General features: G+C 71.0%; 19 protein-coding genes, 1 pseudogene and 2 riboswitches. Of the genes and pseudogenes, 8 read left to right on the top strand and 12 right to left on the bottom strand.

Going from position 1 to position 21,080, the window contains the following annotated elements; translation table 11 throughout:
- Positions 1 to 90 precede the first annotated feature (90 nt).
- Together ACQUQD_RS12855 and ACQUQD_RS12860 are read right to left on the bottom strand one after the other, a co-directional pair.
- The gene (locus ACQUQD_RS12855) at positions 91 to 867 is read right to left on the bottom strand and encodes an enhanced serine sensitivity protein SseB (RefSeq protein ID WP_428952187.1); all 777 of its coding nucleotides are present in this window, start codon (positions 865 to 867) and stop codon (positions 91 to 93) included.
- Positions 868 to 907: 40 nt separating this feature from the next.
- Positions 908 to 1,588 carry an AAA family ATPase gene (locus ACQUQD_RS12860; protein WP_428952188.1) on the bottom strand — a complete coding sequence of 227 codons (681 nt, stop codon included), beginning with the start codon at positions 1,586 to 1,588 and terminating at the stop codon, positions 908 to 910.
- Between the two features lie 114 nt (positions 1,589 to 1,702).
- Positions 1,703 to 1,813: riboswitch (glycine riboswitch) on the top strand.
- A riboswitch (glycine riboswitch) is annotated at positions 1,814 to 1,932 on the top strand.
- Positions 1,933 to 1,985: 53 nt separating this feature from the next.
- On the opposite strand from ACQUQD_RS12860, the gene gcvT reads away from it, so the two are divergent.
- From gcvT to ACQUQD_RS12880, 4 genes are all read left to right on the top strand, one after another.
- Positions 1,986 to 3,092, top strand: a complete 1,107-nt coding sequence (gene gcvT / locus ACQUQD_RS12865; protein WP_428952189.1) for a glycine cleavage system aminomethyltransferase GcvT — start codon at positions 1,986 to 1,988, stop codon at positions 3,090 to 3,092.
- Between the two features lie 68 nt (positions 3,093 to 3,160).
- Entirely contained in the window at positions 3,161 to 3,538 is a 378-nt protein-coding gene (gcvH, locus tag ACQUQD_RS12870) for a glycine cleavage system protein GcvH (protein ID WP_428952190.1), read from the top strand.
- A 6-nt stretch (positions 3,539 to 3,544) separates the two neighbouring features.
- Complete coding sequence (glyA, locus tag ACQUQD_RS12875) at positions 3,545 to 4,810, top strand: serine hydroxymethyltransferase (RefSeq protein WP_428952191.1); 1,266 nt, start codon at positions 3,545 to 3,547, stop codon at positions 4,808 to 4,810.
- A gap of 165 nt (positions 4,811 to 4,975) precedes the next feature.
- Positions 4,976 to 6,346 carry an L-serine ammonia-lyase gene (locus tag ACQUQD_RS12880; protein WP_428952192.1) on the top strand — a complete coding sequence of 457 codons (1,371 nt, stop codon included), beginning with the start codon at positions 4,976 to 4,978 and terminating at the stop codon, positions 6,344 to 6,346.
- 15 nt (positions 6,347 to 6,361) lie between these two features.
- Here ACQUQD_RS12880 and ACQUQD_RS12885 read toward each other — a convergent pair whose 3' ends face one another.
- Positions 6,362 to 7,354 (bottom strand): L,D-transpeptidase, encoded by a 993-nt coding sequence (locus tag ACQUQD_RS12885; RefSeq protein WP_428957540.1) that lies wholly within the window; start codon positions 7,352 to 7,354, stop codon positions 6,362 to 6,364.
- 245 nt (positions 7,355 to 7,599) lie between these two features.
- Between ACQUQD_RS12885 and ACQUQD_RS12890 the strand changes: the two genes are divergently transcribed.
- On the top strand, positions 7,600 to 8,151 hold the full coding sequence (locus ACQUQD_RS12890) for a glycoside hydrolase family 25 protein (RefSeq protein WP_428952193.1): 552 nt from the start codon (positions 7,600 to 7,602) through the stop codon (positions 8,149 to 8,151).
- A 21-nt stretch (positions 8,152 to 8,172) separates the two neighbouring features.
- Here ACQUQD_RS12890 and ACQUQD_RS12895 read toward each other — a convergent pair whose 3' ends face one another.
- Positions 8,173 to 8,853 (bottom strand): NADPH-dependent F420 reductase, encoded by a 681-nt coding sequence (locus ACQUQD_RS12895; protein WP_428957541.1) that lies wholly within the window; start codon positions 8,851 to 8,853, stop codon positions 8,173 to 8,175.
- A 243-nt stretch (positions 8,854 to 9,096) separates the two neighbouring features.
- Between ACQUQD_RS12895 and ACQUQD_RS12900 the strand changes: the two are divergent.
- Positions 9,097 to 10,167 (top strand): annotated as a pseudogene (locus ACQUQD_RS12900) (2-isopropylmalate synthase); the annotation flags it as partial.
- Positions 10,168 to 10,249: 82 nt separating this feature from the next.
- On the opposite strand, the gene ACQUQD_RS12905 reads toward ACQUQD_RS12900, so the two are convergent.
- Together ACQUQD_RS12905 and ACQUQD_RS12910 are read right to left on the bottom strand one after the other, a co-directional pair.
- Positions 10,250 to 10,465, bottom strand: coding sequence for an EF-hand domain-containing protein (locus tag ACQUQD_RS12905; RefSeq protein ID WP_428952194.1), 216 nt, complete (start codon positions 10,463 to 10,465; stop codon positions 10,250 to 10,252).
- A 47-nt stretch (positions 10,466 to 10,512) separates the two neighbouring features.
- On the bottom strand, positions 10,513 to 11,427 hold the full coding sequence (locus ACQUQD_RS12910; RefSeq protein WP_428952195.1) for a MerR family transcriptional regulator: 915 nt from the start codon (positions 11,425 to 11,427) through the stop codon (positions 10,513 to 10,515).
- A 51-nt stretch (positions 11,428 to 11,478) separates the two neighbouring features.
- Here ACQUQD_RS12910 and ACQUQD_RS12915 point away from each other — a divergent pair, with 51 nt between their 5' ends.
- On the top strand, positions 11,479 to 12,117 hold the full coding sequence (locus ACQUQD_RS12915) for a GNAT family N-acetyltransferase (protein ID WP_428952196.1): 639 nt from the start codon (positions 11,479 to 11,481) through the stop codon (positions 12,115 to 12,117).
- 11 nt (positions 12,118 to 12,128) lie between these two features.
- Here the strand turns inward: ACQUQD_RS12915 and ACQUQD_RS12920 are convergent, their stop codons facing one another.
- From ACQUQD_RS12920 to ACQUQD_RS12945, 6 genes are all read right to left on the bottom strand, one after another.
- Positions 12,129 to 13,301 (bottom strand): PQQ-binding-like beta-propeller repeat protein, encoded by a 1,173-nt coding sequence (locus ACQUQD_RS12920; RefSeq protein WP_428952197.1) that lies wholly within the window; start codon positions 13,299 to 13,301, stop codon positions 12,129 to 12,131.
- A complete protein-coding gene (locus ACQUQD_RS12925) occupies positions 13,298 to 14,146 on the bottom strand; it encodes a polysaccharide deacetylase family protein (RefSeq protein ID WP_428952198.1) in 849 nt (282 codons plus the stop codon). Before ACQUQD_RS12925 ends, ACQUQD_RS12920 begins: the two co-directional genes overlap by 4 nt.
- Before the next feature lie 309 nt (positions 14,147 to 14,455).
- Complete coding sequence (locus ACQUQD_RS12930) at positions 14,456 to 14,959, bottom strand: ATP-binding protein (protein ID WP_428952199.1); 504 nt, start codon at positions 14,957 to 14,959, stop codon at positions 14,456 to 14,458.
- Positions 14,960 to 15,242: 283 nt separating this feature from the next.
- Positions 15,243 to 16,010 carry an enoyl-CoA hydratase/isomerase family protein gene (locus ACQUQD_RS12935; protein WP_428952200.1) on the bottom strand — a complete coding sequence of 256 codons (768 nt, stop codon included), beginning with the start codon at positions 16,008 to 16,010 and terminating at the stop codon, positions 15,243 to 15,245.
- Positions 16,011 to 16,053: 43 nt separating this feature from the next.
- Positions 16,054 to 17,247 carry a L,D-transpeptidase gene (locus ACQUQD_RS12940; protein ID WP_428952201.1) on the bottom strand — a complete coding sequence of 398 codons (1,194 nt, stop codon included), beginning with the start codon at positions 17,245 to 17,247 and terminating at the stop codon, positions 16,054 to 16,056.
- 168 nt (positions 17,248 to 17,415) lie between these two features.
- Positions 17,416 to 18,633, bottom strand: coding sequence for an Ig-like domain-containing protein (locus tag ACQUQD_RS12945; RefSeq protein ID WP_428952202.1), 1,218 nt, complete (start codon positions 18,631 to 18,633; stop codon positions 17,416 to 17,418).
- A 146-nt stretch (positions 18,634 to 18,779) separates the two neighbouring features.
- Between ACQUQD_RS12945 and glgX the strand changes: the two genes are divergently transcribed.
- Entirely contained in the window at positions 18,780 to 21,059 is a 2,280-nt protein-coding gene (gene glgX, locus ACQUQD_RS12950) for a glycogen debranching protein GlgX (RefSeq protein WP_428952203.1), read from the top strand.
- Positions 21,060 to 21,080: the final 21 nt, after the last annotated feature.

Consider the following 21,080-nt stretch of genomic DNA (forward strand, 5'->3'; position numbering starts at 1 on the left):
GTGTTCGCCGTGACCGGGGGCACAGTGCCGCCCGGTCAGGTCATGAAACCAGCTTAAGCGGCGTTACTGACACCGACTTGACGGACGGGGTCACCGTTCCTGTACGTAGAACGGGCGTACCCGGGTGCGCAGGAAGTCGGCGACCGGGTCCTGCGTGACGTCGAGGAAGACCAGGTTCACCGGCCAGCCGACCGGCGTCCGGCCCAGCGCACGGCCCAGCGCGTCCAGCGGGATGTCGCGCGCGGAGCCCTCCCACTGGGTCAGTTCCACGCCGATGAACAGGGACGGGGCCCCGTCCTCGACGACGGCGAGGCAGCGGCGGGCGCTCAGCACGGTGCCGGCCGCCGCGAACTCCTCGCGCACTGCCGTCAGGAAGTCCACCGGGTCGTGCTGCCAGTCCGGCTCGGAGAGGACGACGCGGCCGCCGGAGGACGGGCCGTCGAGCGGGGTGCGGCCGCTGCGGGCCAGCTCGGCGACGGCGGCCGGGGGCAGCGGGACACCGACGGCGCCGTCCGGGTTCAGGGCGAGCCCGACCTGGGCCGGCAGTCCCCGCGCGAACTCGGCGGCCGGGGCCACGGTGCAGTCCATCCGTCCGCCGGTGACCTGCATGAACTGCTGCTCGGAGCTGAAGACGGGGACGTAGGCCTGTCCCTCGATCTCCAGCGTGGGCAGATCGAGGTCGCGGCTCGCGGCGCTGCCGCCCTGGGGCAGCGGGATCCAGATCGGGCTGCGGCCCAGGACCTCGACGATGCGGCCGCCCGCCCCGTCGACGCCGAGCGCCGCGGCGAGGACCTCCTCCAGCTCGTTCGCAGGCCAGCCCTGGGCCGGGTGGGCGTGGGCGCCCTCGTGGTGTGCCGGGTGTTCCATAGCCGCCGACGATACGCGTCGCCGGCCGGGCCCGGCGGGGCTACTCCCGGAACGTGATCCCGCCGAGCGCGTCGGTCGCCGCCCGGTCCAGCAGCACCGCCGACTCGATGCCCTCCGGCAGCTCGCCCCGCTCCGTCGACGTCACCAGCGCGCCCACCGCCCGGCGGTGCCGCGCGAACGCGTACCGCGACACCCCGCGGCCCCGCTCCCGCTGCCCGTCGAGCGCCGCCCGCGGCGGGACGTCGAGCAGCACCAGATGGACGGCGACGCCGCGCCGCCGGGCCGTGCGGATCACCCAGCGGCGCACCCAGGCCTGGGTGCCGCAGTCGTGCACGACGACGCTCGCGCCGGAGTGCATCGCCCGCCGCAGGCCCACGTAGTGCGCGATGCGGACCAGCGGGCGGTAGAGCGCGTACGGCACGCCGCGCGGCAGCCGGGCGGCCCAGCGCTCCCGGGTGTCCTGGGAGTCGATGCGCACGACCGTGACGGCCCGCCGCATCAGGGTCGACTTGCCGCTGCCCGGCAGCCCCGACAGCACGACGAGGTCGCCCGCCGCGAACCCGATCCGGCGCGGCGTACGGCCGCCGCGCCCGCGAAGATCCCGCACCGAACGCTGCCGCGGCACCCGCACCCCCGGCACCACCGTGACGGCTGATGCCGTCGTCGCGTACGCCCCCACGACTGCCTTGTGCACCGTGATCGTCCTCCCCGTTCCGGTCACGCCACTCCTGCCCGCCAAGTGTAAAGAGAAGGTAATGCCCTACAAGGGGTTTCCCCGTTCGGCGGGCATGCAATGATGTGCGCGCCAAGCGCACACAACCGCATACCGGCCGCTTGAATCCGCGCGGGAGAGTTCCGGACACCTACTCGAGACATACGGGTACCCGGACGCCGAAGGAGCAAGTTCCTCCCTTGAATCTCTCAGGCCCCGTACCGCGCGGGCGAGGCACATCTGAAAAGCGGGCCGTCCGTCCAGCACGGCGGCCCCACCCAAGGTGCAAGCCATGACCACCAGTACGTGTGGTCGGGGCGAACCTCTCAGGTTCCGATGACAGATGGGGAGGACCTCCGCCACGGGGGACCCCTCGCCATCGCCGTCACGCCCGGGAGCACCAGCCATGACCCGTACCACCGCCCTCGACGCCCTGCATCGCTCGCTGGGCGCCACGATGACCGACTTCGCCGGCTGGGACATGCCGCTGCGCTACGCCAGCGAGCGCGACGAGCACAACGCGGTGCGTACGAAGGCCGGGCTCTTCGACCTGTCCCACATGGGCGAGATCACGGTCACCGGGCCGGACGCGGCCGCGTTCCTGAACTTCTCCCTCGTGGGCAACATCGCCACGGTCGGCGTCGGCCGCGCCCGCTACACCATGATCTGCCGCGCGGACGGCGGGATCCTCGACGACCTGATCGTCTACCGCCTCGCCGAGACCGAGTACATGGTCGTCGCGAACGCGGGCAACGCGCAGACCGTCCTCGACGCCCTGACCGAGCGCGCCGCCGGGTTCGACGCCGAGGTCCGCGACGACCGGGACGCGTACGCGCTGATCGCCGTGCAGGGCCCGCACTCCCCCGCCATCGTGAAGTCCGTCACGGACGCCGACCTGGACGGACTGAAGTACTACGCGGGTCTGCCCGGCACCGTCGCCGGTGTCGAGGCGCTCATCGCGCGCACCGGCTACACCGGCGAGGACGGCTTCGAGCTGTTCGTCGCCCCCGCCGACGCCGAGAAGCTGTGGCAGGCGCTGACCGAGGCGGGCGCGGAGTACGGCATCGTCCCGTGCGGCCTGTCCTGCCGCGACACGCTGCGCCTGGAGGCGGGCATGCCGCTGTACGGGCACGAGCTGACCACCGGGCTGACGCCGTTCGACGCGGGCCTCGGCCGGGTCGTGAAGTTCGAGAAGGAGGGCGACTTCGTGGGCCGCGAGGCGCTGACGGCCGCCGCCGAGCGCGCCGAGACCGCCCCGCCCCGCAAGCTCGTCGGCCTGGTCGCCGCGGGGCGCCGGGTCCCGCGCGCGGGCATGCCGGTCGTCCACGACGGCCGGGTGATCGGCGAGGTCACCTCCGGCGCCCCGTCCCCGACGCTCGGCAAGCCGATCGCCATGGCCTACGTCGACGCCGGGCACGCCGCGCCGGGCACGGCGGGTGTCGGCGTGGACATCCGCGGTACGCACGAGCCCTACGAGGTCGTCGCGCTGCCGTTCTACAAGCGCCAGAAGTAACCCGCGCCACCCCGTAGCGCTCACCCCACTGTCACCAGCACCGTCCCGCGTACAGGAGAATTCGCATCATGAGCAACCCCCAGCAGCTGCGTTACAGCAAGGAGCACGAGTGGCTGTCGGCCGTCGAGGACGGCGTCGCCACGGTCGGCATCACGGAGCACGCGGCCAACGCGCTCGGTGACATCGTGTTCGTCCAGCTCCCCGAGGTCGGCGACACCATCACCGCGGGCGAGACCTGCGGCGAGCTGGAGTCCACCAAGTCGGTCTCCGACCTGTACTCCCCCGTGTCCGGCGAGGTCACCGAGACCAACCAGGACGTCGTCGACGACCCGTCCCTGGTGAACTCGGCCCCCTTCGAGGGCGGCTGGCTGTTCAAGGTCCGGATCGCCGAGGAGCCGAAGGACCTGCTCACCGCCGACGAGTACACCGAGTTCTCCGGGAGCTGACCGAAGATGTCCGACAAGTCCGTACTGAACGAGTCCCTGCACGAGCTCGACCCGGACGTGGCCAAGGCCGTCGACGCCGAGCTGCACCGCCAGCAGTCGACGCTGGAAATGATCGCGTCGGAGAACTTCGCGCCGGTCGCCGTCATGGAGGCCCAGGGCTCGGTCCTCACCAACAAGTACGCCGAGGGCTACCCCGGCCGCCGCTACTACGGCGGCTGCGAGCACGTCGACGTCACCGAGCAGATCGCGATCGACCGGGTCAAGGAGCTGTTCGGCGCCGAGTACGCCAACGTGCAGCCCCACTCGGGCGCCTCCGCGAACCAGGCCGCCCTGTTCGCGCTGGCCACGCCGGGCGACACGATCCTCGGCCTGGACCTGGCGCACGGCGGTCACCTCACGCACGGCATGCGCCTGAACTTCTCCGGCAAGCAGTTCAACGTGGTCCCGTACCACGTGGACGACAACGGCCTGGTCGACATGGCCGAGGTCGAGGCGCTCGCCAAGGAGCACCGCCCCAAGGTGATCATCGCGGGCTGGTCGGCGTACCCGCGCCAGCTGGACTTCGCCGAGTTCCGTCGCATCGCCGACGAGGTCGAGGCGTACCTGTGGGTCGACATGGCGCACTTCGCGGGCCTCGTGGCCGCAGGCCTGCACCCGAACCCGGTCCCGCACGCCGACGTCGTCACGTCCACGACGCACAAGACGCTCGGCGGTCCGCGCGGCGGCATCATCCTCGCCAAGAAGGACTTCGCGAAGAAGCTGAACTCCTCGGTCTTCCCGGGCTTCCAGGGCGGCCCCCTGGAGCACGTGATCGCCGCCAAGGCGGTCTCCTTCAAGATCGCGGCGAGCGAGGACTTCAAGGAGCGCCAGCAGCGCACGGTCGAGGGTGCCCGCATCCTCGCCGAGCGTCTGACCTCCGAGGACGCCCGCGCGAACGGCGTGAACGTGCTCTCCGGCGGCACGGACGTGCACCTGGTCCTCGTCGACCTGCGCGACTCCGAGCTCGACGGCCAGCAGGCCGAGGACCGCCTCCACGAGGTCGGCATCACGGTCAACCGCAACGCGGTCCCGAACGACCCGCGCCCGCCGATGGTCACCTCCGGCCTGCGCATCGGCACCCCGGCCCTCGCCACCCGCGGCTTCGACGCCGAGGACTTCCGCGAGGTCGCCGACGTGATCGCCGAGGCCCTCAAGCCGGCCTACGACGCGGCCGCCCTCAAGGCCCGGGTGACCGCTCTGGCCGAGAAGCACCCGCTGTACCCCGGCCTGTAAGGGTTTAGAGGCAGTTACGTACCCTTGCGTACGTACACACTTCCGGGGCACCGCGCACACTGGAACCAGAAGCATCCAGCGCGCACGGTGCCCCGCCCGTGTTCCTGAACGTTCCGCACGACCCGGCAGACAACGGCGTCTACCAACCACCATTGGAGTTCCACCGTGGCCATCTCGGTCTTCGACCTGTTCTCGATCGGCATCGGCCCGTCCAGCTCCCACACGGTCGGCCCCATGCGCGCGGCGCGGATGTTCGCGCGCCGCCTGAAGAACGAGGGCCTGCTGGCCCACACCGCCTCGATACGCGCCGAGCTGTACGGCTCGCTGGGCGCGACCGGCCACGGGCACGGCACCCCGAAGGCGGTCCTGCTCGGCCTGGAGGGCGAGTCCCCGCGCACCGTCGACGTCGAGCGCGCCGACGAGCGGGTGGAGACGATCAAGGAATCGGGCCGGATCAGTCTGCTCGGCGTGCACGACATCGCCTTCTCCTTCGACGACGACCTGATCCTGCACCGCCGCGAGACCCTGCCCTACCACGCCAACGGCATGACCCTGTGGGCGTACGACACCGAGGGCACCGAGCTGCTCTCGAAGACGTACTACTCGGTGGGCGGCGGCTTCGTCGTCGACGAGGACGCCGTGGCCGGCGAGAACCCGATCGTGCCCGACGACACCGTCCTCAAGTACCCCTTCCGCACCGGCGACGAGCTGCTCCGCCTCACCCGCGAGACCGGCCTGTCCATCCCGGCGCTGATGCTGGAGAACGAGAAGGCCTGGCGCACCGAGGACGAGATCCGCTCCGGTCTGCTGGAGCTGTGGCGCGTGATGCAGGCGTGCGTGTCGCGCGGCATGTCCCGCGAGGGCATCCTGCCCGGCGGCCTCAAGGTCCGCCGCCGCGCCGCCGGCTCGGCCCGCAAGCTGCGCGCCGAGGGCGAGCCGCTGGCCCACGCCATGGAGTGGATCACCCTCTACGCGATGGCGGTGAACGAGGAGAACGCGGCGGGCGGCCGCGTGGTCACTGCGCCGACGAACGGCGCGGCCGGCATCATCCCCGCGGTCCTGCACTACTACGTCAACTTCGTGCCCGGGGCCGACGAGGAGGGCGTGGTCCGCTTCCTCCTCTCCGCCGGGGCGATCGGCATGCTCTTCAAGGAGAACGCCTCGATCTCCGGCGCCGAGGTCGGCTGCCAGGGCGAGGTCGGCTCGGCCTGCTCGATGGCGGCGGGCGCCCTCGCCGAGGTCCTCGGCGGCTCCCCCGAGCAGGTGGAGAACGCGGCGGAGATCGGCATGGAGCACAACCTGGGTCTGACCTGCGATCCGGTCGGCGGCCTCGTCCAGATCCCCTGCATCGAGCGCAACGGCATGGCCGCCGTGAAGGCCGTCACCGCCGCGAAGATGGCGATGCGCGGCGACGGCTCCCACAAGGTGTCCCTCGACAAGGTCATCAAGACCATGAAGGACACCGGCGCGGACATGAGCGTCAAGTACAAGGAGACGGCGCGGGGCGGGCTCGCCGTCAACATCATCGAGTGCTGACGGCCGGGCGCGGCCTCACAGGGCCGCGCTCGTCCCCTCCCCCGAGGCGCTCCCCGACAGCCACTGGTCCCAGCTCAGGTTGAAGGCCGCGTAGCCGTTGTCGGCCGGGGCCTTCGCGCGCGGGGAGCCGGAGATGGTCACCGGGTCGCCCTGCTTGACCTGGTCGTAGAACCACTTGGCGTCCGACATGGACAGATGCACGCAGCCGTGGGAACCGCGGGCGCTGCCGCTGCCCGGGTTCGGGTCGCCGGTGGAGTAGTGGACGTAGGTGCCGGACTGGGTGAGGTGGACGTCCCAGGGCAGCGTCAGGTCGTAGTAGTTGGCGCTGCCCTTGTCACAGCTGATGCCGACGCTGCAGGAGGTCATGTGGACCTCCTTCTGCTTGTCGATGACGGCCATCGTGCCGTTCCACGTGGGGTACTCGGCACTGCCCGCGTTGATCGACAGGGTGCGCACCGTCGAGCCGTTCTTGGTGACCTTCATGGTGTGTCCGGTGACGGACACGTCGGCGCGCACATCGTCACCGACCTTGAAGGTGTGGGTGTAACTGTGCACGCCGTAGCGGCCGTTGCCGTTGCTGACGCCCTCCATGTCGGCGACGACCTTCACCTGCGTACCGGAGGGCCAGTACTCCTTCGGACGCCAGTCGGCGCGCTTGTCGCCGAACCAGTGCCAGGCGCCCTCGACCGGCTGCGAGGTGCTCACCTTCATGTGCTTCTCCACGGAGGCGCGCGCCTTGGCGGCCACCGGGTCGGTGAAGACCACCGAGACCGGCATGGCCACGCCGACCGTGGTGCCGGTCTGCGGCATGATCGTCTCCAGGAGCATCGGCGGCCCCTTGGGCTTCGTCGGCGACGGCGACGCGCTCGCGCTCGGCTTCCCCGACGCCTTTCCGTCGTCCCCGCCCGCCTTGTCGCTGCTGCCGCTCCCGCCGCAGGCGCTCACGCCCGCCAGCGCCAGCACCGTCACCAGCGCGACCCCTATGCCGCCACCCTTGCGCCGTCCCACGAACTGCCCCGCTCTCTCCGTCACCCCGCGCGCCCCTGACGGGGCCGACTCTCCCTGTTCCGACTCCCTTTCAGACAGCTCAGCGGGCCGCGGTAGTTGCGTACCTCTGTGTAAAGCGTGTTCCAAGACTGCGGGTGGGCAAACGGCGGGCTTCTGGCCTGCCGGAGAAGATGACGGGCCGGCGGTGCCCGGTCGTCGACGATGGGTATGCCGATCTCGTCGCCCCCACCGACCAGGAGGCCCGCATGATCCGCGGTATCGACGTCAGCGCGTACCAGACCACGTTCGACACGGACGGCCTGTCGTTCGTCCTCATCAAGGCGACGGAGGGCCGCAGTTACGTCAATCCGCGGCTGGCCGCGCAGACCAGACTGGCCCGCGACGGCGGCTGCGTCGTCGGGTTCTACCACTTCCTGTGGCCGGGGAACCTCACGGCGCAGGCCGAGTACTTCGTGAGCAAGGCCCCCGAGAGGGCCGGTGATCTGCTGGCCGTCGACTGGGAGACGACCGGGGACGGCTCGCGGGCGAGCAACGCGGAGAAGGACAAGTTCATCCGGGAGGTGAAGCGGCTGCGGCCGAACCACCGGGTCATGTTGTACTGCAACCGCGATTTCTGGCTCAATCGGGATACGACCTCGTACGCCGGCGACGGCCTCTGGATCGCCGACTACGTGACGGCGGGCAAGCCGCGCATCAAGGCCGACTGGACCGTCCACCAGTACACCGACCGTCCCCTCGACAAGAACGTGGCCCGCTTCACGACCAAGACGGCGCTGCGTGAATGGGCCACGCCCTGACGGGAGTCGACGCGGTGCGGGTCAGGCGCGCCAGTCCGGGGTGCGCTCCGGGGAGGCCGCTTCCAGGGCCTTGCGGACGGCGGTGGCGTCGGAGGCGAGGCCGTAGACCGGGGTGCCGGGCTGCTGGCGCCACGAGTCGTCCTGGCCGCCCGCGTCGACGGCGTCGAAGCCGATCTCGTCGAGGAGTGCGGTGACGACCTGCTTGGCCGCGGCGTCGTCGCTCGCGATCGGCAGGGCGACGCGCGCCGGGTCGCCGGCCGGGCGGGGCTTGTCGAGGATGTCCTGGGCGTAGGTGCCGTTGAAGACCTTGACGACCTGGTGGCCGATCTGGCGCTCGGTCCAGCGGCTCTCGGTCAGGCCTTCCTCGATCTCGGCGATCTTCCCGTCGCGCTGCTGCGGGTAGTAGTTGCCGGTGTCGATGACCGTGACGTCAGCGGCGGCCGCGTCCAGGAAGCCGTCGGGGAGGTTCGGGACGGCCTTGAGCGGGACGGTGACGACCACGACCTGCGCGTCGCGCACGGCGTCCTCGATGGTGGCGGGCGTGGCGCCGGTCTCCTCGGCGAGCGCGGTGAGGGTCTGCGGTCCGCGCGAGTTGGCCACGTGGACGTCGTGGCCGACGGTGGTGAAGCGCCGGGTGAGGTTGCCGCCGATGTTGCCCGCGCCGATGATGCCGATCTTCATGTCATGCCCTTCGCGAGAGATTCATGCATGTGCATGGAGTACGAACCTCCGGGGTGCGCGGGCTATTCCTCGGGTCGACTCAAAGAGTGAAGCGGGCTTCGCGTCAGTCTTCGGCCGGCGCCGGTGCGGTCAGCTTCCGCTGGATCGCCGTCAGCTCCTCCCGCGCCGCCCGCCCCGCCCGCTCCGCGTCCCCCGCGGCGACGGCCTCCACCAGTTCCGCGTGCGCGGCGTCTCCGTGGTCGCGCTCGGCGTGCCGTACGTCGGGACGCGAGCCCGGACCGCCCGGTCACCCACAATCTGCCCGCCACGGTGGAGATCGCGACGCCCAACATCTACGCGGACCAGATCGAGTACGTCCACCGGAACCTGGAGCGCCGCGAGTCGGTCGTCCTCTCCGTCCACCCGCACAACGACCGCGGCACCGGCGTCGCCTGTGCCGAACTCGCGGTCCTGGCCGGCGCCCAGCGCGTGGAGGGCTGCCTGTTCGGCAACGGCGAGCGCACGGGCAACGTCGACCTGGTCACCCTCGCTCTGAACCTGTACGCGCAGGGCGTCGACCCGATGATCGACTTCTCGGACATCGACGCGGTGCGCGAGACGGTCGAGCACTGCAACCGCCTCCCGGTGCACCCGCGCCACCCCTACGGCGGCGACCTCGTGTACACCGCCTTCTCCGGGACGCACCAGGACGCCATCAGCAAGGGCCTGGCCCACCGGGCGGAGCATCCGCAGGAGTTGTGGGAGGTGCCGTACCTGCCGATCGACCCGGCGGACGTCGGGCGCACGTACGAGGCCGTGATCCGCGTCAACTCCCAGTCGGGCAAGGGTGGGATGGCGTATCTGCTCAAGGAGCACCACGGCATCGACCTGCCGCGGGAGATGCGCCCGGAGTACGCGCGCGTCGTGCAGGAGGCCACCGACGACAGTGGCCGGGAGGCGAGCGCGGAGGAGTTGTACGAGCTGTTCCGCACGGCCTATCTGGACGTCACCGGGCCGGTCCGCCTCGTCGACTGGACGACCCGGCAGGACGGCGCCGTGCACCGCTTCGCCTGCACGGCCGAGATCGACGGCGCGGTGCGGGAGCTGGACGGCAAGGGCAACGGCCCGCTGGCCGCGTTCACGGACGCGCTGCGCGGCGCCGGTCTCGACGTCGGCATCGAGTCCTTCACCCAGCACGGCCTGGGCGCGGGCCCGGACAGCGAGGCCGCGGCCTATGTCCTCTGCCGGGTCGGCGACGTCCACGCGTGGGGCGCGGCCCGGGACACCTCGGTGCTGACCGCCTCCGTGGGGGCGGTGCTGTCCGCGGTGAACCGGGCCGCGGCCCACGCGATGTGAGCAGGCGCCAGAGGCCCGGCATGCGTCCGCCGGGGCGGGAGCGGACGGCTCCCGCCCCGGCGGACGGGGTTCGGTTCCCGGCTCAGACCTTGTTGAGGTTGGCCCAGAACTCGTCGAAGGAGAGGACCTTGTCCCCGTTGGCGTCCTGCCGGGCGATGAGGACCTCGGCCACCGACTCGGTGACGTTGAAGTCGCCCATCTGCGCCATGGCGCTCTTGTACTCGGCCGCCGTGATGAAGCCGTCGCCGTCCGCGTCGAACCGATCGAACGCCTTGCGTGCTTCCTCGATGTCCGCCACCGGGACCACCCCTCGTTTTGCTTACTGCTGTGTTGACGGGGGTCAGATTAGCTGGCGAGCCGTGCGCGCAGTGCGGCGAGTACCCAGGCGAACTCCTCGTTGTGACGCGGCAGCGGGTCGAGCCCCCGCACCAGGGACACCAGGTCGCGGAATCTGGCGACGTCGTCGTTGGCCGCGGCCTCCAGGCGTTCCAGGACGTCGGCCAGGTCGGCGTCGCCGAGCAGGCCCCGCAGCACCTCGCCCGCCTCGCCCGATCCGGGCTCGACGCCGCGCTGCCGGGCCTCCCCGGCGAGCTGCACGAGCCGGCTCATGAACCACAGGGAGCTGCCGGGCGGCACGTCGGGGCCCCGGTCCGCCGCGTTGAACTCGAACATCTTGCGCATATGGGCCCGGAACGCCCGGTCCTGCATCAGTTCGGCCAGTTCCACCCAGGCATCGACCTGCCGGCTCGACGGGTCGTCGGGCAGATCGGGGACCATGACCCGCAGCCGGTTGCGGATGTCGGGGTCGGCGGCGTCCAGGCCGCCGAACGTCTGCTCCATGAAGTCGTCGATGATGTGCTTGCGTTCGGTGGCGGAGAGCCGCGCCAGCCTGTTCATGAGGGCCATCTCCTCGGTGGTCGAGTTGCGCTTCGCGACCGTCGACAGCACCGCCCGGTTCAGCCGCAGCGCGCGCATCTGCGCGTCGAGGGCCCGCACGTGGGCGGCGGCCACGGACGCGATGTCCCGCTCGCCGCCCAGCACCTTGCGTACGTCGTCCAGGCCGAGGCCCAACTCGCGCAGCGTGCGGATCAGTTCCAGGCGGGCCACGGACTCCGCGTCGTACAGTCGGTAGCCGCCGTCGCTGCGGGTCACGGGGTGCAGGACACCTTCGTCGGACCAGTAGCGGATGGTGCGCACCGTGAGTCCGGTGCGGCGGGCCAGCTGTCCGATCGTGAGCAGCGGCGGGCCGTCGTCGATCATGTCTGGGAGTCTGGGCCTTCCAGTGGGTGGAGACTCAAGTCAGGAGCCGAAGTGAATCTGCGCGACATTCTGGACGCGGCGGCCAAGGGTGTCTTCCCCGCGCCCGACGGGACCCTGACGGTCGTCCCGCAGACGAACGAGCGGGACGCCGGGATCCTCGCGTTCACGGCGCACACGGTGGTGGTCACGGACGAGCCGGCGGCGTGGGTGCGCGAGACGCTCGCGGCGGTGGACTGCGATCCGTTCTCGGCGCCGATGAACGCCCGGTTCCTGACGGCGTTCATGGACCGTACGGGACGCACGCACGAGACGATCGACCTGGTGACGGTGGCTCCGGCGCTGGCGGGGCCGCCTCCGCTCGCGCTGCGCGAGATCCACGACCGCGCGCACCCCCGGGTCGTCCGGGCGCTCGCGCACCGGGACGACGTGCGGGTGTGGGAGACGGACGGCGGGGTGCTGGCCCTCGGCCGGGGGCTCGGCGGGCGCTGGGAGGCGTCCCTGGAGGTGGACGAGGCGGCACGTCACCGTGGGCTCGGCCGCCAGCTGGCGCGCGCGGCCCGGCACGTGGTCCCGGACGGGTTCGTCTGGGCCCAGCAGTCGCCGGGCAACGCGCGCAGCGTGCGGGTGTTCCAGGCGGCGGGGTATCGGGCGGCCGGCTCCGAAGCGCTGATGCTGAAGATGGCCGAGTAGCGGGGCCGCTCCTACCGGAAGATTCCGGTGTGCCCCAGGGAGTAGCGCCCAGGCTGCGGGTACACGGCGAGGCCGTGCGGGCCCCGGCCCACCGGGATGCGGGCGATCTGGACACCGGTGCGGGTGTCGATGGCGTAGACCTCGGAGTCGTACCGGCCGGACAGCCACAGCGTGTTGCCGTCCGCCGAGACGCCGCCCATGTCGGGGCTGCCGCCCTGGGGCAGCTTCCACTTCTTCGTCACCTTGTCCTGGGCGAAGTCGAAGACGGAGACGGTGCCCTCGCCGCGGTTGGAGACGTACATCTCCTTGGAGTCGCGGCCGACGTAGAGGCCGTGGGTGCCTTTGCCGGTGGGCAGCAGCTTCGGCTTGGAGAAGGTGTCGCCGTCGAGGATCCACATGCCGTTGGCCATCATGTCGGCGACGTAGAACTTCTTGCCGTCGGGCGACATCTTCACGTCCTGCGGCATGGCTCCCTCGAAGGGGAGTTTCTGCTGTCCGACGACCTTCATCTTCGCCGTGTCGACCTTGAGGAGTTCGCCGCTGAACTCGCAGCTGACGATGAAGTAGCGGCCGTCGAGGGAGAAGTCGGCGTGGTTGACGCCGTAGCAGCTGACCGGCTCGGTGTGCTGGACCTTCATGGTGTGCGGGTCGCGGAAGACCAGTTCGCGGTCGAGCGAGGCCATGACGACGGCGTGCTTGCCGTCGGGCGTGAAGTAGAGGTTGTACGGGTCGTGCACGTCGACCGTCTTTCCGGCCTTGCCGGTCTTCGGGTCGATGGGGGTGAGGCTGTTGCCCTTGTCGTTGTTGACCCACAGCGTCTTCATGTCCCAGGAGGGGACGACGTGCTGGGGCTCGCGGCCGACGGGGATGGTCTCGATGACCTCGAACGTCTTCGGGTCGATGACGCTGACCGTGTCGGACTCGGTGTTGGGGACGTAGACGCGGGACGGGAAGTCCTTGACCACCGGTGAGAGCTTGTTCGGGCGGTCGGCGGCGTAGACGTCCTTCGGGTCGAGGACGGGCGGCATGCCGGGCAGCCCGTACACGGCCTGCTGCTTCGGCACGGCGGGCCGGACCGGCTTGGCGATCTCGGCCCGCTCGGCTCCGCAGCCCGTGAGCGCGGCGAGGACGACGGTGCCGGCGGCCGCGAGGAGGACACCGGTGCGGCGGGAGTTGATGTTCACGTGAGCAGCTCCGTGCAGGTCACCGCGGTCAGGCCACGGCGGTCGAGGTGGTCCAGGAGGGGCGGCAGGGCGGCGATCGTGTCCGCGTATCCGAAGTGCAGGCTGACGACCGAGCCGGGCCGTACGGCCGAGGTGACGTTCTCGACGACGGCGCTCGCGCCCGGCGAGGTGAAGTCCAGCGAGTCGACGTCGTACGACAGCAGGTGCGGGTAGCCCGCGCGCTGGGCGAGGCGGGTGACGAGCGGGGTCGCCGTCTGGGTGCGCGAGGGCCGGAACCAGGTGCCGATGGAGCCGGTGAGGCGGCGGATGCGGTCGGCGCAGCCGGTGATCTCGGCGTAGGCGTCCGCCTCGGACAGGGTGTTGATGTCGATGTGGTGGAGGGTGTGGTTGCCCAGGTCGTGGCCGCCGTCGAGGATGCGCCGGGCGACGGCCGGGTGTGCGTCGAGCCAGGTGCCGACGGCGAGCACGGTGACGTGGGCGTCGGCCCGCTCGGCTTCCTTCAGGACCGCGTTCGCGATGGCCGGGTCGCCCTGGCCGTGGAAGGTGAGGGCGACGCGGTCGCCGGTGCGCGGGCCGTGGGCGATCTGGGCGGGCAGACCGGGCAGCCGGCGGGGTGCGGGGGCGGCTCGCGCGGGGCGGGGGGATGCAGGGTGGGCGGGCCGGGGGGATGCAGGGTGGGCGGGCCGGGGGGATGCCGGGTGGGCGGGCCGGGGGGATGCAGGGTGGGCGGCCGGTGCGGGGGTGGCCGTCTGCTGGTCGGCGGCGCAGCCGGTGGCGAGGGCGGCGGTGAGCCCGGCGCCGACGCGCAGGGCCGAGCGGCGTCGGATCGGTTCTGCCTTGGTCACCCGCCCATTTAAGGGGGATCACCGACAAAAGCCTCTTACCGACCCGGGGGCCTTAAGGATTACTGGATGCCGGGTGTATTCATTCTTCATTTACCAGGCCCGTGGCCCACATCACCAATGATTCATTTGGCCCTGGGTGACCTTGTCTGCCATGATCGGTGGCACGACCCCCATTGACCCGGGCCAGGTCGTCGTCAGACGCCGCGGACTACACCCCCCACTGTTCGCGGCGCATCACACGAAAGCCCCCGCGGCGCCGCACGACGGCGAAAACGGGGGCTTTCGTGCGTCCGGGGTCCGCGCGGGGGGTCAGCGGTCGGCGACCCGCATCTCGAACCAGGTCGTCTTGCCGCGCGGCAGCAGGTCGACGCCCCAGCGGTCGGAGAGCCTGTCGACGAGGAAGAGGCCCCGCCCGGAGACGTCGAAGTCCTGCACGGGCATCAGGCACGGCAGGCCGCGGGACGGATCGCGCACCTCCACGCGGATCCAGCCGCGGCGGCGCAGCATGCGCAGCCCGAAGACACGGGCACCGGTGTGCCGCACCGCGTTGCCGACGAGCTCGGAGACGAGCAGGACCGCGTCCTCGGTCATCTTCGGGGACAGTCCCCAGTGCCGCAGGACGACCACCTGGGCCAGCCGCCGGGCGGTCGCCGCCGATTCGGGACGCGACGGCAGCGGTACCTCCGCCTCGGTCGGATTCCCGAACAACTCCAGCGCCCTCAGCGCGTATTCGTCCTCGACCGCGGGAGACCAGCGCGCCGCGGTCGCACTCCCGTGCCGCCGTGGATGTTCCACACCCTCAAGCCCCGCCATGCCCCCATGATGGCTGCACAAAGGCGGCCGTGGGGCCGTTCCGGCTGAATAAGCCCCCCGGAACGCCTCATTCCGGAGGGCCGGTTTGGCATATGCCGCCGGCAGTTAAGGGTCCGGCGCGCACCGCCTGACCTGCGATGACTTACCGTGCGCGACCGGATCGTGATCGTCACGGGCAAGGTTTGTTTAAGGTTCTCTTAAGGCCAGGATAATGTGCCCCAATGGGGGACGCGATCAACTCGACTCAGTGACAAGGGAGTTGACCGCGCCATCTGAGGGTCCCTCAGGCGAACTTCGCCTTGCCCGGACCCTCCTCCACAAAGCTGCGCATTCCGGTCTCCCGGTCCTCGGTCGCGAACAGACCCGCGAACCAGTTGCGCTCGATGGCGAGCCCCGTCTCCAGGTCCGTCTCCAGACCGGCGTCGATCGACTCCTTCGCGGCGCGCAGCGCGATCGCCGGGCCCTGGGCCAGCTTCGCCGCCCAGGCGTGGGCCGCCGAGAAGACCTCGTCGGCCGGGACGACCCGGTCCACCAGGCCGATGGTGAGCGCCTCGTCGGCCTTCACGTGCCGGCCGGTGAAGATCAGGTCCTTGGCCTTGGAGGGGCCGACCAGCCGGGCCAGGCGCTGGGTGCCGCCCGCGCCGGGGATCAGGCCGAGCAGGATCTCCGGCTGGCCGAGCCTGGCGTTGTCGGCGGCGATGCGGAAGTCGGCGCACAGCGCCAACTCGCAGCCGCCGCCCAGGGCGTAGCCCGTGACGGCGGCGACGACCGGCTTGGGGATGCGGGCGACCGCGCTGAACGAGTCCTGGAGCGCGCGGGACCGGACCACCATGGCCGCGTGGTCCATGGCCTGCATCTCCTTGATGTCCGCACCGGCCGCGAAGACCTTCTCGCTGCCGCGGACGACCACGGCCCGTACGTCGGTACGGGCCGTGGCCTCTGCCGCCAGTTCCCTGATGCGGTCCTGGGCGGCGATGTCGAGGGCGTTCATCGGGGGGCGGTCGAGGCGGATCGTGCCCACCCCGTCGGCGATTTCCAGGTGTACGGTCATGCCCCGCACGTTAGCGGGCGTTCACACCCGCGCGGCTGTCGCCCTACTTCTTCCAGTCCGCCCAGGACATGTTCCAGCCGTTGAACCCGTTGTCCGGGGCCACCGTCTTGTCGTGGGTGTTCTTGACGATCACCACGTCGCCGATCATCGACTGGTTGAAGAACCAGGCCGCCGGGACCTTGCTGTCGTAGCCGCCGCGGACGTCGCGCAGGCCCACGCAGCCGTGGCTGGCGTTGTAGTTGCCGAAGGCGTCGCCGCCCCAGTAGTTGCCGTGGATGAACGTGCCGGAGGTGGTCAGGCGCATGGCGTGCGGGACGTCCTTGATGTCGTACTCGCCGCCGTAGCCGACCGTCTCGCCGTTCATCCGGGTCACCGCGAGCTTCTCGCTGATGACCATCTGGCCGTCCCAGGTCTCGTAGCCCGGCTTGCCCGTCGTGATCGGGATCTTCTTGAGGGTCTTGCCGTCCCGCTTGACCGTCATCGTGTGCGTCTTCGCGTCGACCGTGGAGACCTGGCTGCGGCCGATGGTGAACTTCACCGTGCGGACCTGCTTGCCGTAGACACCGGGCCGGCCCTCGACGCCGTCGAGGTTCAGCTTGACCGTGACCTTGGTGCCGGACGCCCAGTACTCCTCGGGGCGGAAGTCCAGGCGGTCGTTGCCGAACCAGTGGCCCTCGACCGGGACGGAGGGCTCGGTCGTGACCGTGATCGCCTTCTCGACGTCCTCGGGGTGCGTGATGCCCCGGGTGAAGCGGACCGAGAACGGCATGCCGACGCCGACCTTGGAACCGTCCTCCGGTGTGAACGTACCGATGAAGGTGTTCTTCGGAGTGAGCGTGGTGAAGGTGGTGTCCTTGGCCGACTCCCGGCCGTCCGCGTCCTTCGCGACCGCGTGCACCTTGTACTTGGTGGCCGCGGCCAGGTGGTGGGCGGGGGTCCAGCTGCTGCCGCCGGTGATCTCGCCCTCGACCGCGTTGCCCTTGGAGTCGGCGACCTTCACCTCGGTCAACTTGCCTTTGTCCGCGGTGACCTTGAGGGCCCCGCTGGTGGCGACGTCGTCGGCGCCGTCCTTCGGCGCGACGGTCACGACGGCCTGCGACGGCTTGTTCGCCTCGGCCGCCTTGCCGGATTTCCCCTTGCCGTCGTGACCCGAGTCGGTGCCCCCGCCACCGCACGCGGTGACCAGCAGCAGAGCCGCCCCCAGCAGAGCCGCCGATATCGGTCGTCGCCCGTTCAAGATGTTCTTCTCCCCTCGCACGGCCTCGGTCCAAGGCCCGCACCCCTGCGCGTCTGCGCGCGCACTGCGAAAGATTAACCGCACGACCTGGGAAAACGGATCCCCGCTAATGTCACCGTTCGGTCCCAACGCCCGCGCGGCAGCCCCCTTTCCGCGGCTCCCGGGGGGTCAGCCCGCCGCGGCGCCGGCCCGCCACTCCTTCCAGTCCATGTTCCAGCCCCCGAGGCCGTTGTCAGGAGCCACTTTCTTGTCAGCGCTGTTCCTGACCTCGACGACGTCGCCGATCAGCGTGCGGTCGAAGAACCAGCCCGCCGGCGTGAGCGAACTGCCGCCCTTCACGTCGCGCAGACCGACACAGCCGTGGCTGACGTTGCTGGAGCCGAAGACACCGCCCGACCAGTAATTGCCGTGCAGGAACGTGCCGGAGTCGGTGAGCCGGATCGCGTGCGGCACGTCGGGGATGTCGTACTCGCCGCCGAAGCCGACGGTGCGGCTGTTCATCCGGGTGACGTCGAGCATCTCGGTGACGACCATCTTCCCGTTGTACGTCGTCGAGCGCGGCGCCCCCGCGGTGATCGGCAGGGTGTCGACCAGCTCGCCGTTCCTGCGGACCTCCATGGTGTGGGCCGCCGCGTCGACCAGGCTGACCTGGCTGCGGCCGACGGTGAAGGAGAACGACTTGTCCTGCAGTCCGTAGACGCCGGGGGCCGCCTCCACATCGCGCAGGCCGAGGCCGACGGTGACCTTGGTGCCCGGCTTCCAGTACTTCTCGGGGCGGAAGTCGAGCCGCGTCTTGCCGAACCAGTGCGGGGCGATCTTCACCGCGGGCCGGGACGTGACCCGGACGGCGCGCTCGACCGCGGCGCGGTTCTCGATCTCCCGGTTGAACTCCAGCTTCACGATCATGCCGGTGCCGACCGTGGCGCGGTTCTCGGGCGTCACGTAGCCGATGAAGCGCTCGTCGGGGACGAACGTGGTGAAGGTGGTGTGGCGGGCCATGCGGCGGCCGGCGTCGTCGACCGCGACCGCGTCGACCGTGTACTTCGCGGCGAGCGTCAGCCGGTCCGCGCCCGGGCCCGTGGGCCGCCAGCGCGTGCCGTCCTCCTCCAGGCGCCCCGGCACCCGCTCCTCCTGCGCGTCCTGGATCCGGACGACCTTGACCGACTCGAGCCGCCCCTCGGGAACCTCGACCTGGAGCCGTCCGTCCGCCTTCACTTCCTTGCTCGCGTCGTCCGGCGTGACCCGGATCAGGTCCTCGGGCGAGCGTGGCTTGCCGAACACCTCGCCCGAGTCGCATCCGGCGAGCCCGCCGACCAGTCCTGCCCATGTCAGTACGGCGGCCAGTGTCGCCCCTGCGCGCCGCGCGCGCCTCACAGCTGTTCTCACGTCAGGCCAACGACGCTCCCCCCGCTGGGGAAACGTGAGTGCGACCCGAGCTCTGGGCAGAACAGGGAGGGGGGACGCAAGGGAGCGCGGCCGGGACGCCGTGCGCCCTGCTGCCCATCGGTCGTGGAGCCGCGGGAGGCTGTCAGGTGTCGAGCGCACCCGAGCAGGAGGCAGTGCAGGCCGGCGTTCCGGCCGGACGGACGGGGAACGGACGGCCACCGGCCCGCGCGTCGGCGCCGTACGGCCGCGAGCGCGAGCCCGCTGCCCGGGTCGCGCCCGTGTGGCCGGGGACGTCCGTGCCGCTCGGCGCCCGGTTCCGGGTCGGCCCGGACGGGGTCGCGGGGACGAACTTCGCGCTGTGGGCCGGGGGCGCCGAGTCCGTCGAACTGTGCCTGTTCGACGAGGAGGGGCGTGAACGCCGGGCGCCGCTGGCCGAGTTGACCCATGAGATCTGGCACGGCTTCGTGCCGGGCGTGCTGCCCGGGCAGCGCTACGGCTTCCGGGTGCACGGCCGCTGGGACCCGTGGACCGGCGCCCGCTGGAACCCGGCGAAGCTGCTGCTCGACCCGTACGCGCGGGCCGTGGACGGCGAGTTCCGGCTGCCGCCCGAGGTGTACGGGCATGTGCGGGACTGGCCCGAGCAGCACGTGGCCGACACCGTGCGCGACAGCCGGGACTCGGCGCCGTACGTGCCGAAGGGCGTCGTGGTCCACGACGACGCGCCCGACGACGAATGGGTCGACGACCGGCGCCCGAAGACACCGTGGGCGGACTCGGTGATCTACGAGCTCCATGTGCGCGGCTTCACCCGCCGGCATCCCGGTGTCCCCGAGGAGTTGCGGGGGACGTACGCGGGCCTCGCGCATCCCGCGGCGATCGAGCATCTCACCCGGCTCGGGGTGACGGCGGTGGAGCTGCTGCCGGTGCACCAGTTCGCCCACGAGGACCATCTGCTGCGCAGGGGCCTGAGGAACTACTGGGGCTACAACTCGATCGGCTACTTCGCCCCGCACGCGGGCTACGCGGCGTCCGGCACGGCCGGGCAGCAGGTCGGCGAGTTCAAGCGGATGGTGCGGGCGCTGCACGACGCCGGGATCGAGGTCATCCTCGACGTGGTCTACAACCACACGGCGGAGGCGGGCGAGCTGGGCCCGATGCTGTCCCTGAAGGGCATCGACAACCGCGGCTACTACCGGCTGCAGGGCGACGCGCGCCGCTACGCCGACTACACGGGCTGCGGCAACACGCTGCACGTGGTCCAGCCGCACGTGCTGCGCCTGATCACCGACTCGCTGCGCTACTGGGTGACGGAGATGGGCGTCGACGGTTTCCGCTTCGACCTGGCGGCGGCCCTGGCCCGCTCGATGCACGACGTCGACATGCTGTCCCCGTTCCTCGCGGTGATCGCGCAGGATCCGGTGCTGCGCCGCGTGAAGCTGATCGCCGAGCCCTGGGACGTGGGCTCCGGCGGGTACCAGGTGGGCGCGTTCCCGCCGCTGTGGACGGAGTGGAACGACCGGTACCGCAATGCCGTACGGGACTTCTGGCGCGGTGCGCTCCCCGACGTACGGGACCTCGGCTACCGCCTGTCGGGATCGAGCGACCTGTACGCGTGGGGCGGGCGGCGGCCGTACGCGTCGGTCAACTTCATCACCGCGCACGACGGTTTCACGCTGCGCGACCTGGTGAGCTACGAGCGCAAGCACAACGAGGCGAACGGCGAGGGCAACCGGGACGGCTCGAACGACAACCGGTCCTGGAACGGCGGCACCGAGGGCGAGACGGCCGATGCCGCCGTACTCGCCCTGCGCAGGCGGCAGTTGAGGAATCTGCTGACGACACTGCTGCTGTCGACGGGCGTGCCGATGCTGGTCGCGGGCGACGAGTTCGGGCGCACCCAGCGCGGCAACAACAACGCGTACTGCCAGGACAACGAGATCAGCTGGGTCGACTGGGGGCTCCTGGACGATCCCGGCTGGCGGGCGCTGTTCGACCTGACGTCCCGGCTGATCGCGCTGCGGCACGCGCATCCGGTGCTGCGCCGGCGGGCGTTCTTCTCCGGGCGCGCGCACTCGGCGGACGGGCTGCGCGACCTGGCCTGGTTCACGTCGCGCGGTACGGAGATGACGGAGCGGGACTGGTACGCGCCCGCGGCGACGCTCGGCATGTACTTGTCCGGGCGGGACATACCCGGCCGGGACGCGCGGGGCGAGCCGGTCGGGGACGACAGCTTCCTTGCCGTCCTGCACGCGGGTGACCGTGCGGAGAGCTTCGTGCTGCCGGGTGAGCCGTGGGCCCGGGCGTACGAGGTGGTGGTGGACACGGGTCTGGAGGCGCAGGGTGCGGAGCCCGGGGTCGCGCATGCCGCGGAGGATGTGGTGACCGTGGGGGCGCGGAGCGTTCTGCTGCTGCGGGTCCGGTCCTAGCCGCGGGTGGGCGGGGGCTGG

The organism is Streptomyces sp. cg35, from assembly GCF_050410835.1.
In the GTDB taxonomy this organism is placed as follows: Bacteria; Actinomycetota; Actinomycetes; order Streptomycetales; family Streptomycetaceae; genus Streptomyces.

Coding starts and splice junctions, on each gene's coding strand:
- ACQUQD_RS12855 (WP_428952187.1), bottom strand. CDS start 867: ATGGAACACCCGGCACACCACGAGGGCGCCCACGCCCACCCGGCCCAG.
- gcvT (WP_428952189.1), top strand. CDS start 1,986: ATGACCCGTACCACCGCCCTCGACGCCCTGCATCGCTCGCTGGGCGCC.
- gcvH (WP_428952190.1), top strand. CDS start 3,161: ATGAGCAACCCCCAGCAGCTGCGTTACAGCAAGGAGCACGAGTGGCTG.
- glyA (WP_428952191.1), top strand. CDS start 3,545: ATGTCCGACAAGTCCGTACTGAACGAGTCCCTGCACGAGCTCGACCCG.
- ACQUQD_RS12890 (WP_428952193.1), top strand. CDS start 7,600: ATGATCCGCGGTATCGACGTCAGCGCGTACCAGACCACGTTCGACACG.
- ACQUQD_RS12910 (WP_428952195.1), bottom strand. CDS start 11,427: ATGATCGACGACGGCCCGCCGCTGCTCACGATCGGACAGCTGGCCCGC.
- ACQUQD_RS12930 (WP_428952199.1), bottom strand. CDS start 14,959: ATGGCGGGGCTTGAGGGTGTGGAACATCCACGGCGGCACGGGAGTGCG.
- ACQUQD_RS12935 (WP_428952200.1), bottom strand. CDS start 16,010: ATGACCGTACACCTGGAAATCGCCGACGGGGTGGGCACGATCCGCCTC.